Source organism: Chitinophaga silvisoli (genome assembly GCF_003412465.1).
In the GTDB taxonomy this organism is placed as follows: Bacteria; Bacteroidota; Bacteroidia; order Chitinophagales; family Chitinophagaceae; genus Chitinophaga; species Chitinophaga silvisoli.
Window position 1 is genome coordinate 251,734 of record NZ_QTJV01000012.1, and the last position, 10,723, is coordinate 262,456.

Annotated in this window: 13 protein-coding genes; 9 read left to right on the forward strand and 4 right to left on the reverse strand. The window is 44.3% G+C overall.

All coding sequences use genetic code 11. The annotated features are described in order from the left end of the window. Nucleotides 1–156 precede the first annotated feature (156 nt). The 6 genes from DXN04_RS27450 (at nucleotide 157) to DXN04_RS27475 (ending at nucleotide 4,644) form a co-directional block, all read left to right on the forward strand. Nucleotides 157–942, forward strand: coding sequence for an MlaE family ABC transporter permease (locus DXN04_RS27450; protein WP_233525700.1), 786 nt, complete (start codon nucleotides 157–159; stop codon nucleotides 940–942). A 2-nt stretch (nucleotides 943–944) separates the two neighbouring features. After that, nucleotides 945–1,739 (forward strand): ABC transporter ATP-binding protein, encoded by a 795-nt coding sequence (locus DXN04_RS27455; protein WP_116856608.1) that lies wholly within the window; start codon nucleotides 945–947, stop codon nucleotides 1,737–1,739. A gap of 6 nt (nucleotides 1,740–1,745) precedes the next feature. After that, the gene (locus DXN04_RS27460) at nucleotides 1,746–2,555 is read left to right on the forward strand and encodes an MlaD family protein (RefSeq protein WP_116856609.1); all 810 of its coding nucleotides are present in this window, start codon (nucleotides 1,746–1,748) and stop codon (nucleotides 2,553–2,555) included. Nucleotides 2,556–2,637: 82 nt separating this feature from the next. Further along, nucleotides 2,638–3,657: a zinc-binding alcohol dehydrogenase family protein gene (locus DXN04_RS27465; protein ID WP_233525701.1), complete on the forward strand. Its 1,020-nt coding sequence runs from the start codon at nucleotides 2,638–2,640 to the stop codon at nucleotides 3,655–3,657. A gap of 37 nt (nucleotides 3,658–3,694) precedes the next feature. Further along, nucleotides 3,695–4,240: a hypothetical protein gene (locus DXN04_RS27470; protein WP_116856610.1), complete on the forward strand. Its 546-nt coding sequence runs from the start codon at nucleotides 3,695–3,697 to the stop codon at nucleotides 4,238–4,240. Between the two features lie 140 nt (nucleotides 4,241–4,380). Then, a complete protein-coding gene (locus tag DXN04_RS27475) occupies nucleotides 4,381–4,644 on the forward strand; it encodes a hypothetical protein (protein WP_116856611.1) in 264 nt (87 codons plus the stop codon). A gap of 89 nt (nucleotides 4,645–4,733) precedes the next feature. On the opposite strand, the gene DXN04_RS27480 is transcribed toward DXN04_RS27475, so the two are convergent. Next, nucleotides 4,734–5,732 carry a sensor histidine kinase gene (locus DXN04_RS27480; protein ID WP_158569174.1) on the reverse strand — a complete coding sequence of 333 codons (999 nt, stop codon included), beginning with the start codon at nucleotides 5,730–5,732 and terminating at the stop codon, nucleotides 4,734–4,736. Nucleotides 5,733–6,294: 562 nt separating this feature from the next. Here DXN04_RS27480 and DXN04_RS27485 point away from each other — a divergent pair. Further along, nucleotides 6,295–6,555 carry a hypothetical protein gene (locus DXN04_RS27485; protein ID WP_116856613.1) on the forward strand — a complete coding sequence of 87 codons (261 nt, stop codon included), beginning with the start codon at nucleotides 6,295–6,297 and terminating at the stop codon, nucleotides 6,553–6,555. 172 nt (nucleotides 6,556–6,727) lie between these two features. Next, nucleotides 6,728–8,077, forward strand: coding sequence for an acyl-CoA dehydrogenase family protein (locus DXN04_RS27490; protein ID WP_116856614.1), 1,350 nt, complete (start codon nucleotides 6,728–6,730; stop codon nucleotides 8,075–8,077). A gap of 123 nt (nucleotides 8,078–8,200) precedes the next feature. Here DXN04_RS27490 and DXN04_RS27495 read toward each other — a convergent pair whose 3' ends face one another. From DXN04_RS27495 to DXN04_RS27505, 3 genes are all read right to left on the reverse strand, one after another. Continuing rightward, a complete protein-coding gene (locus DXN04_RS27495; protein ID WP_116856615.1) occupies nucleotides 8,201–8,593 on the reverse strand; it encodes a hypothetical protein in 393 nt (130 codons plus the stop codon). A gap of 18 nt (nucleotides 8,594–8,611) precedes the next feature. Then, complete coding sequence (locus DXN04_RS27500; RefSeq protein WP_116856616.1) at nucleotides 8,612–9,145, reverse strand: YceI family protein; 534 nt, start codon at nucleotides 9,143–9,145, stop codon at nucleotides 8,612–8,614. A gap of 113 nt (nucleotides 9,146–9,258) precedes the next feature. Next, the gene (locus DXN04_RS27505; protein ID WP_116856617.1) at nucleotides 9,259–9,834 is read right to left on the reverse strand and encodes a YceI family protein; all 576 of its coding nucleotides are present in this window, start codon (nucleotides 9,832–9,834) and stop codon (nucleotides 9,259–9,261) included. Between the two features lie 331 nt (nucleotides 9,835–10,165). Between DXN04_RS27505 and DXN04_RS27510 the strand changes: the two genes are divergently transcribed. Continuing rightward, on the forward strand, nucleotides 10,166–10,570 hold the full coding sequence (locus tag DXN04_RS27510; protein ID WP_116856636.1) for a winged helix-turn-helix transcriptional regulator: 405 nt from the start codon (nucleotides 10,166–10,168) through the stop codon (nucleotides 10,568–10,570). Nucleotides 10,571–10,723 lie beyond the last annotated feature (153 nt).

Genomic DNA, 10,723 nt, shown 5'->3' on the forward strand with positions numbered 1-10,723 from the left:
ACCCTGCTTTGCGGTCCCCTTCCCACTAGATCACAACAATTGTGTAAAATAATACCCATTTACCAGCATTTTTATGATCAAAAACAGGTAAAAAAGGGTGGCATGAAATTACATCTATTTCCAGTAGCAGCATCATCAGATTGATAACGATCACCAATGCGAACGATTATGGCTAGTGCAATTACTTCATCCTTAAACAGATACATGGCCGCGGTGGGAGAACAGATCTCCTTTGCCACCCAGTTTGGCCGGAATATTTTTCGAAATGGCTTCGAATGGAATGAATTTCTCCATCAATGTTATGTAGTAGGTGTCCGGTCTATATCGCTGGTCGCTATCTCCGGTTTTATTATCGGGTTTGTACTGACCCTTCAGACCCAGCCTACAATGAAACAGTTTGGTGCAGAAAGCTTTGTACCCGGCATGGTGGCTATCTCCATAGTACGTGAAATAGGGCCCATGATCATTGCCCTGATCTGTACCGGTAAGATTGCTTCCAGCATAGGAGCAGAGCTGGGAAGTATGAAAGTGACAGAGCAGATAGATGCCATGGAGGTATCCAGTGCAAACCCCATTCAATACCTGGTTGTAACCCGTATTCTGGCCTGCACACTCATGGTGCCTTTGCTCACAGTCATGGCCGATGCCCTGGCCTTCGTAGGCGGCTGGCTGGGTGTCAATACACAAGGCCATGTGAGCGCCACTCTCTTCTTCAGGAAAGCTTTCGCTGCACTTGAATTCAGTGATATGATTCCTGCTGTGGTGAAGACCTTCTTCTTCGGATTCGCCATTGGCTTTGTCGGATGTTACAAAGGTTACCACGCTTCCCGGGGCACCGAAAGCGTAGGACTGGCAGCCAATTCAGCAGTAGTAACCGCTTCTCTCTGGATCATTTTGCTGGATGCAGTGGCTGTTCAAATTACTAACCTGTTATACTATTAAATATGGAACAAGCGCAGATAAACCAGGTGGAACAGGAGCCTGAAACAGATAAGGAGCAAATACCGGAAGATGGTGTGGTGATCCGCATTGAACACCTGAAGAAATCTTTTGGTGAAAACCAGGTGCTGAAAGACATTAACCTTGAACTGCACAAAGGCGAAAACATTGTCGTACTGGGACGTTCAGGGCAGGGTAAATCAGTCACCATTCAATGTATTGCCGGCCTGCTGGAACCCGATGAGGGAAAACTGGAGGTGCTGGGAAAAGAAATCAGTACCCTGAATGAAGATGAATTAAAAGAACTGAGAACGAAGATCGGTTTCCTCTTCCAGAGCGGTGCCCTCTACGATTCAATGACGGTAAGGGAAAACCTGGAATTTCCGCTCACAAGAGTATTGCAGATCAAAGATAAAGAGGAGCTGACCAAAAGGGTAGAAGATGCGCTGGATAGTGTAGGCCTCAAAGATGCCATCGATAAGTATCCTTCAGACCTCTCAGGTGGTATGCGTAAAAGGGTAGGACTGGCCAGGACCCTGATTCTGCGGCCACAAATCATGCTCTACGATGAGCCGACAACCGGACTGGATCCTATCACCGCCAGGGAGATCAGTGAACTGATTGTCACCCTGCAGGAAAAGTACGAAACCTCAGCCATCATCATTACCCACGATATGCCCTGCGCAAGGATTACAGCCGACAGGATAGTGGTGATGAATGACGGGGAATATATAGCTACCGGTACGTATGACGAGCTGGCAAAATCACCGGATGAACTCATTAATAACTTCTTCAAATAATAAGATATGCACGACAAGACATCTCAGAAAGTAAAGGTTGGGATATTTACATCGGTCACCATCCTGTTGTTGCTGGTAGGGATTTTCCTTATCGGCAGGAATAAGAATATGTTCCGGAGCACCATCACCCTATATAGTACATTCAAAAACGTAGGTGGTTTACAGGTAGGTAATAATATCCGCTTTGTAGGAATCGATGTAGGTACTGTAGACAATATTGATATCCTCTCTGATTCAACTGCCAGGGTTACGCTGATCATACAGAAAAAAGTGCAGCCTTATATCAAGAAAGGAGCCATAGCCAGTATCAGTTCTGATGGACTCATGGGCGATAAGCTGGTCGCCATCAGCTCAGGTACGAATTCAAATGTACCGGTGAAGGATGGTGAAACCATTAATGCAGTAGACCCAATGCAGTTTGATAAGGTGCTGGACAGACTTTCCGGTGTAGCTGCCAATGCTGAAGTGATCACTGGTCAGCTGGCAGGCATTGCTACGCAGGTGAACCAGGGTAAGGGTAGTATAGGCAGGTTGTTGTATAGCGATAGTATGGCGAATGACCTGGAAGGTACAGTGAACGAAGCAAAGAAAACCATGAAAGCAGTGCATAAAGGCTCCGAAGGATTCAGTGAGAATATGGAAGCGTTGAAACATAATTTCCTGTTGAGAGGCTATTTCAGAAAGAAGGAAAAAGCAGCAAAGGAAGCAAAGGAAAAACAACAGGAACAGCAGGAGAAAAAGGAGAAACAGGAAAAGAAAAACGCAAAGAAAAAAAGTACTGACAGCACAACCGTAAACATTCCTAAAGAAGGATAAAATACCCCAGGCATTTGCTGCCGGCCGCAATAAAAAAAATCCCGCTTAGTAAAAAAGCGGGATTTTTTTTATTTTACGCATTATGATAAAAACACTCACCTGTACCACACCTGGTCAGTTTGATTATGGCCACAAGGAAATGCCGGCATTAAGCGCCAACCATGCTATTATTAAAATCAAACGTATCGGGATCTGTGGCACAGACCTCCACGCTTTTGAAGGAACACAACCTTATTTCGCTTACCCCCGCATTCTTGGCCATGAGCTGGCCGGAGAACTGGTAGCGATCGACAATGCACCCGGTTTTAGCATCGGTGAGGCAGTCACTTTCATACCTTATTTTAATTGCGGTACCTGCATCGCCTGTCGTAGCGGCAAGCCAAACTGCTGTACCCGGATCCAGGTTTGCGGTGTACACATCGATGGTGGCATGGCTGAATACCTGTCTGTACCTTCTTCGTCCTTAATTCATGGCGAAGGCATCAGCATGGAAGCATTGGCGCTGGTAGAACCCCTGGCTATCGGTGCACATGGTGTGCGCCGTGCAGCCGTGACTCCCGGCGAATTTGTACTGGTGATCGGTGCAGGCCCTATTGGCCTTGGTATCATGGAATTTGCCCGTATTGCCGGTGGCCAGGTGATCGCTATGGATATCAATGAAGGTCGCCTGCAATTCTGCAAAGACAAATTAAAGGTCACTCATACAATTAATCCTGTTTCCGAAGATGTAATGGCAAGATTGCAGGAAATCACAAATGGTGATATGCCTACTGTTGTGATTGATGCCACCGGAAGTCAGAAAGCTATTAACAATGGTTTTCAATATATGGCACACGGTGCCCGTTACGTATTGGTGGGATTACAAAAAGGAGAGCTCATGGTAAGCCATCCTGAATTCCATAAAAGAGAGGCAACCCTGATGAGCAGCCGGAACGCTACAAGGGAAGATTTTGAACATGTGATAAAGAATATGAAGAGCGGGGAAGTGGATCCGGTGACTTATATTACCCACCGGGTAAAATTCGAAGAAGTGAAAGCCGAGTTTAACAGCTGGCTGGATCCAAAGACCGGCGTGATCAAGGCAATGGTGGAATTGGGCTAACTGACACTTTTTCAATATCTTGTAAAAAAATCACAGCATGGAAGAATTAACCGCCGGCAAAGGTTCGCGGGTACAACACGCCAAATACGGTCCGGGAGTCATCATCGGTGTTAAATACGCTCAGTACGTGGTGACCTTTATGGACCAGGGTGTCATCGAAGTAGATAAGACCGACCCGCTTTTCGAAATCCTCCACATCGAAAACCAAAGTATCGAAGTGGAAACTACCTCCGCCGTCGAAACTTCTTTATTAAAAATCCTGCGTCTCTGGGGTGAGCCAAATGAGATCATTCCACTTGGCGACAGGTGGGAGGGTGGTACTATCAGCCTTCAGCCAAAAGATGCTTCGCTGAAACCAAAAGAACTACCCATAGAAGTTTTCTTTCATAAAATCGTAATGGTAAGAGATCGCCTTCGCGTACTGGAACAACAGATCAACAGTCATAAGCAGCTCTCCGACGAAGACAAAGTGAACATGCAACAATACATAACCCGCATATACGGCTCATTGACCACCTTCAATGTCCTCTTCAAACAAAAAGAACACTGGTTCACAGGAGAAAAAGGTGGCAAAGAAGACTAATTGTTGATAGATTTTTTGCAACTGCGTGGCCTTAATTTTGTTATATTTATAAAACGCAAAACGAGCAGCAGACAATCTACATCTACAACCTATTACGCTGTATGGACAATTTTGCGTATTGCATTTAAAAGTGATGCCATATGAAAGATTTCACATTAGACTTTGACCTGAAAGGGAGCAACTACATCGTAGTTGTGCAGCCTCATGAAACAAGGGGTATCGAGCACTACAAGGCAGTGCTGGATGACGAACATTCCATCGATTATTTACTGCAGGTAAACGGCGACCTACAACCAAACCCGGACTATGCAGCAGATCCACAATTGGTAAATGCAATTGCTACCCGCATTTTGGAGGTAGTTCATGTGGAAGATCGTGGAAATGGTGCTACATCCTACCCATGAACTTAGTACAGTATCCAGGGCAGGTCTGTTAACAGAGAGTTACTTATGCGCACATTAAAAAAGAGCTATGCCTTTTTTTTAAAAAAAACTTACAACACCGTATAAGGCAGGTCAATATTGAACACAGTACCTTTATTCTCTTGTGATGAAACGTAGATATTGCCACCGTGCTGCTGTACCAGTTGCTTGCAGATATGCAGTCCCAGACCGGTGGAAGGTTCATGATGAAGGCCCTTCCGCCGGGCTGAAGTAAACCGGTCAAAGATATTCGGTAGCATTTCCTCCGGGATACCTATCCCTGTATCAGCCACTGTGATCCGCACACCCCCACGGTGTGGCCTCATGCCAAGGGTTATATCCCCTCCGTCAGGCGTAAACTTCAACGCATTGTGCAGCAGATTATCCACCACCCGCTGCAGTTTACCAGTATGAATATGTGCCTTAATCTCTCCCTGGGGCAGCTCCAGCAATAAGCGCTGCTGGTGTTTTACCTGTTGTTGCCAGTTATCACGCACATTCACCAGCCAGTCATTCAGTGATATATAATTCGTTTGTAGTTTATCTCCTTCCGATTGCCGCGCTGCGGTGAGCAATTCTTCTATGATCTGGTCCGCAGTACTGCAGGCCTCGCCGATCCATTGCAGGTATTTATTCTCCTGTTCAGGGGTAAAGGGGTATTCCTGCATCAGGTGCAGTACGGAACGAATCCCTGATATAGGACTCCGCAGGTCATGCGCTACGATGCCCAGGATCTCCGTCTTCAGTTTATTGGCCGCCGCTATTTCCTCATTCTTCTGTTCAATCGTTTTAATCTTGATGAAATAATTGGCGTGATAAGAATATAAGAGCCTGGAAATCACAAAGAAGGCACACATTATCAGCCAAAAAATATTTAAATTGCCTGCAAGCTGTACAGGGTCCACCTGGAAGAGGTGGAGATAAAAAGAAAATGTTACACCCGTGAGCAGGCAAATGCTAAGTAGCTGTGAAAATGAAAATACCTGCACCATCGCAACCACCAAAAGGCCTATCAGCATCATTGTCATAGTGTTTTTAGGATTGTGCTGCGCCAGGAAAGTCAGGGCCATACAACTCCCGATAAAACACAGGGAATAGAGTATCACCAGAAAGTGGTATCGATTTTGTTGTATGAAGGGCAGTTTCTTACGGATCAGGTAGATAAGAATAGCAATTATTGCTGAACTAATGATCAGGCATCTTTGTATTATAAGTAGAGGGGCCCATTGGCCAAAAGGAAGTGATTTTGCAATGGGTAAAAATAGGGTAATAATATGCGTTATAAGGGTGGTACAGGTTACAATCGCAGCTGTAATGCCGGTTATTCGCATATTTTGAGACCTGATCTGCTGATAAAAGTCTTTTTTAAATGCTGGTTCAATTGCAGTGAATAAATATATTTTCATCTAAAACTTGACGAGGTAAATGCCCGGATAAGGTTTAATACTAAATTTTATCAAAACGCGTCTTTTACTCCTGGTAGTTGTGCATTGCACACAAATGTACCGGTTTTGTGTTTAAATCAATTTATTGTTTCAGTTAGACCCAGTCCTAATCCCCCCGCCTTTTGAAGCTAGACAAATGTATTTATTGGAGAACAAGGCGTACACAAGCGCCTAAACTTAACCACACATGCAACAAAGCACAACTTTAGAGCATCCGGCGGAAATTGTAGCATTTCTTACTGACGTGGTAGGAAAAGAAAAAATTAAAGACATCCGTTTCGGTTACAGGTTACAGAATGATGAACCTGCTATTAAATTTAAAATCACGTTAAGATTTCCATACAATATGTTTGGAAAAAAGAAAATTGAAGAACTGGTGGAAGAACAAACCAGGTACCTGCGGCTGGCAGCAGAACTGCCTGCAAGGTTACTGTTTTCTGTTGTTTAACTCTTTCATATGCAGGTAGGTGTATTTTAAGTGCAAAGCAAAGTCTTTTCATTTCAGCACCCTTAATGCATGCTTCGTAAATTTTTAGTTTGTCCTACTACAAGGCCAGACCTATCCTCAGCCGGCACAGCTAGCTGAGGATTTTCTTATATTTATAAAAAACATCCCCACCATGGCAGTAAAACTTTCCACTATCAGACAGGCATTCCACTTACTCAAAAACATTGATTTCGAACAGTTAGGGCATATCGCCGAAAAAGTGGACCTGCCAAAAGTAATGGCCGCTCTTGGCAAAATGAATGAGCAGCAGTTAGCCGGTGTCACAAAAATGCTGACCGCAGGCAGTGGCCGAAAGAAGGAACTCCCTCCCGTAAACGGGGACTTCTATGACCTCTCCGCCATGCTTACCGATGAAGAACGCGCTCTTCAGCTGAAAGTCAGGCATTTCATGGAAACTGAAATCCAGCCCATCGTCAATGAATATTGGTTCAAAGCCGAATTCCCCTTTGAAATTATTCCCAAACTGGCGGAGCTCAACATCTGTGGCGGTACTTTCAGGGGTGATTATTCCTTCGTCATGGAAGGTGTCATCGCTATGGAAATGGCAAGAGTCGACTGTTCTATCGCCACCTTCTTCGGGGTGCAGAACGGCCTGGCTATGGGCGCTATTCATACCCTCGGCTCAGAAGCACAAAAGCAGGAATGGCTACCGGGAATGGAGCAACTGAAAATTATCGGTGCCTTTGGACTCACTGAACCCGAAGTTGGCTCCGGTGCCGCCGGCGGACTCACCACCACGGCAAAGAGAGTAGGAGATAAGTGGGTGCTGAATGGTCAGAAGAAATGGATCGGGAATGCCACCTTTGCCGACGTACTGGTGATCTGGGCAAGAGATGTGGATGATAACCAGGTAAAAGGATTCCTGGTAAGAAAAGGAAGCCCCGGCTTCAGCGTAGAAAAAATGCATGATAAAATGGCCCTCCGCATTGTTCAGAATGGGATCATCACCCTCAAAGATTGTGAAGTAGCCGAAAGCGATCGCCTGGCCAATGCAAACTCCTTTAAGGATACTGCCAAAGTGCTGCAGATGACCAGGGCCGGGGTAGCCTGGTTAGCCGTAGGCTGTGCCAGGGGCGCTTATGAAAATGCACTTGCCTATACCCGTCAGCGTAAGCAGTTCGGTAAACCCATTGCCAGTTTCCAGCTCATTCAGAACCATCTTGTTGAAATGCTGTCGAATCTTACGGCCATGCAAACCATGGTGTACAGGTTGTCCCAGTTGCAGGACGAAGGTCTGCTGGAAGATGAACATGCATCTATCGCTAAAGTATTCTGTTCTTTGCGTACCCGGGATATCGTGAGCAGGGCAAGAGAAGTAATGGGGGGAAATGGAATTCTGCTGGAATATAACGTAGCCCGCTTTGTGGCAGATGCAGAAGCAATCTATTCTTATGAAGGAACAAAAGAAATCAACTCATTGATAGTAGGCCGTGCCATCACCGGTTTTAGTGCCTTCGTGTAAATTGATAGAGGTTGGATCAAAAGTAAAATTTCCGGGGATTTAGTCCGGATACCTGATGGAGAGAATTTTTGTTTATGTAATTCTCAATACCTTCAATTTTCTTTTGATCCAACCTCTATCCAATTATATATTTTTAGCAAATAAAGGCTTCAATGTCATCCAACCCAATACAGGGAAGAAGTGCATCGGGATCGCCAGGCCCGGAAACAGCTCCGGCATTTCTACATCCAATGGCAGTTTATAGCCAATTGGATACACAATAGTGGCAATGGTGATCACGGCAAAGAGGATGTTGAATACCGCCTCTGTATGTCCCTTCAGCACCTTGCTCAGCAGGAAATACCCGATCGCCGCTACGATGTTCGCACCTATACAGGCTACAAAGATCTTTTGCAGGGAAATGATATTCTTAAACCCGTCGCCCAGGGATTCAGCATACACCTTTTGGTACACCAAACTTGCAACTGCCGCCAGGATTCCTGAAACTACTGCTAATATTAATAATTTCTTCAGCATAAGTTCAATTTAATAAAATTACTTCGTAACAGGTACCGCGATTTCCACCTTAATTACATCAGAAACATCACCACCTGGTTTGCCAATATGGAAATCATTTCTGTTTACCTTAAAGGTACCAGCGAAAGTAGCACCAGCGCCTTTCTTTACGAAGTTGAAAGGAATGGTAAATTCCTTCTTCACACCGTGAATCTCCAGGTCACCCGTTACCTGGTAACCAGCACCCGCTTTCACGATCTTCTTTGATACATAGTGAATCACAGGATATTTGGCTGCATCAAACCACTCGTCACTCTTCGCATGCTTGTTCTGCAATGCATTGCCCGTCTGGATAGAAGCTACATCGACAGTTACATCAAAATTGGAAACCGCGAGGTTTGCCTCGTCGAAATTGATTGTGCCTTTGAATACTTTGAAGATCCCACCTACTTCGTTGGAAGAGAAAGATACATTGTACTTGTCTCCAATCTTCCACAGCGGAGATACGATATTAAAGGCAAACACTGCTGCCGCGAGCAGCAGTGTTCCTGAAAATATAATTAATCTTTTCATTGCCGTTTTTTAAACCTATTCTTTTAAGAATACACTTTTTTTCTGAGAATAAACCTACTCTGTTATGAATAACCTATTCTCATCCGAATAGCGCTATCCTTCTGAGAATAAACCTATTCTTTTACGAATTCGCCATTAGCTTTCAGTACCACTTCGTCGCTCAGCATCTGAGTTGGCATAGAAGCACCGATACCGAAGTCAGTACGTTTGAAAGTACCAGTTACTTTGATACCTACTTCTTCTTTCTTGCTCATTGGGTTAGTAGTAGTACCATTGATGGTCAGGTCCAGGGTTACTGGCTTGGTTACACCGTGCAGGGTCAGGTCGCCGGTTACTTTGAAAGTCTTACCGCTTGCTTTCTTGATAGAAGTGCTCTTGAAAGTAATGGTACCGAATTTCTCAGCATCGAAGAAATCAGGGCTCTTTACGTGTTTGTCACGCATTTCATTGTCAGTGTTGATGCTGTTAACATCAGCAGTTACTTCAATTACCGCATCAGAGAAGTCTGCTTTAGATGCAGTGATCTTAGCTTCGTAAGATTTGAAGTTACCTTCGCTTTCAGAAATACCCAGGTGAGTAATGCCGTAACCCAGTCTGCTGTGCGCTTTGTCTACAGACCATGTGTTTTGTGCGAAAGATGCAGATGCAGATAATAACAGTGCTGATGCAACGATGGAGATTTTTTTCATGTTAGCTGGTGTTTTAAGATTGCTTTTAATTTTTAAAAGAAATTTATTGTTCTGCCTGTTCACAGGAATTCGGGACCGAAGATATATACTTTTTTAAATAAAATGTGTTTCAACAGATATTTTAATATAAATCCTTTGTGGTGGCCTACCTTACTTTGGTCATCTACATCCTGATTACAATTTATTAGATTATTTGTGTTATTTTTGTTCCTGAGGGAGAGTCACTCTCTTTTGGAGAGCCAAAGGTAAATGGTGTGTTACTTCTAACAAAGAAGGCACCTGCCGGCGACCAACTTACCAAATGGTAACCAATATTGAAAATCAGGTGATTATGAGTGAAAAAAGTTCAGAAATATTTAAGCCCGCCTTTTGTCCCATTCGTCATGTGCTGGACAGATTTGGCGATAAATGGTCTATCCTGGTGGTGGAATTGCTCTCTCACAAAGGACGGATGCGGTTTAGCGAGATTGCAACCAGTATTGGTGATATTTCTCAAAAGATGCTGACCGTTACCCTGCGTTCACTGGAAGCTGACGGATTGATTTCAAGGGAGTTCTTTCCGGAAATCCCGCCAAGGGTAGAATATGAGCTCACAGAATTAGGTAAAAGCCTGATCCCGCCGATTAATAATTTGCTGCATTGGGGACAGCAACACCTTGAAACGATCCTGGACAACAGGAAGCGCTATGAAGAGAAAGACCAGGAGAAAGGTAAAACGAAAAAGGCGTATGCCTGAGAAATGGAAATAAACGTGACTATCATATAAAGGGAGAATTCTCCAACAGGAATGAAAACTATTTTCAAGAAAAAAGAGAGACTATAAAATATATTGTGTAAACACATAGTCAACTGATCAAATCCGACATCTGTTTTCAAAAATAGTCAAATA

What these genes read in the sequence shown, in the direction of transcription:
- DXN04_RS27485 (WP_116856613.1), top strand. Translation starts at nt 6,295, where the DNA reads ATGCAACAAAGCACAACTTTAGAGCATCCGGCGGAAATTGTAGCATTT.
- DXN04_RS27455 (WP_116856608.1), top strand. Translation starts at nt 945, where the DNA reads ATGGAACAAGCGCAGATAAACCAGGTGGAACAGGAGCCTGAAACAGAT.
- DXN04_RS27475 (WP_116856611.1), top strand. Translation starts at nt 4,381, where the DNA reads ATGAAAGATTTCACATTAGACTTTGACCTGAAAGGGAGCAACTACATC.
- DXN04_RS27500 (WP_116856616.1), bottom strand. Translation starts at nt 9,145, where the DNA reads ATGAAAAGATTAATTATATTTTCAGGAACACTGCTGCTCGCGGCAGCA.
- DXN04_RS27465 (WP_233525701.1), top strand. Translation starts at nt 2,638, where the DNA reads ATGATAAAAACACTCACCTGTACCACACCTGGTCAGTTTGATTATGGC.
- DXN04_RS27490 (WP_116856614.1), top strand. Translation starts at nt 6,728, where the DNA reads ATGGCAGTAAAACTTTCCACTATCAGACAGGCATTCCACTTACTCAAA.
- DXN04_RS27450 (WP_233525700.1), top strand. Translation starts at nt 157, where the DNA reads ATGCGAACGATTATGGCTAGTGCAATTACTTCATCCTTAAACAGATAC.
- DXN04_RS27480 (WP_158569174.1), bottom strand. Translation starts at nt 5,732, where the DNA reads ATGGCCCTGACTTTCCTGGCGCAGCACAATCCTAAAAACACTATGACA.
- DXN04_RS27505 (WP_116856617.1), bottom strand. Translation starts at nt 9,834, where the DNA reads ATGAAAAAAATCTCCATCGTTGCATCAGCACTGTTATTATCTGCATCT.
- DXN04_RS27460 (WP_116856609.1), top strand. Translation starts at nt 1,746, where the DNA reads ATGCACGACAAGACATCTCAGAAAGTAAAGGTTGGGATATTTACATCG.
- DXN04_RS27495 (WP_116856615.1), bottom strand. Translation starts at nt 8,593, where the DNA reads ATGCTGAAGAAATTATTAATATTAGCAGTAGTTTCAGGAATCCTGGCG.
- DXN04_RS27470 (WP_116856610.1), top strand. Translation starts at nt 3,695, where the DNA reads ATGGAAGAATTAACCGCCGGCAAAGGTTCGCGGGTACAACACGCCAAA.
- DXN04_RS27510 (WP_116856636.1), top strand. Translation starts at nt 10,166, where the DNA reads ATGAGTGAAAAAAGTTCAGAAATATTTAAGCCCGCCTTTTGTCCCATT.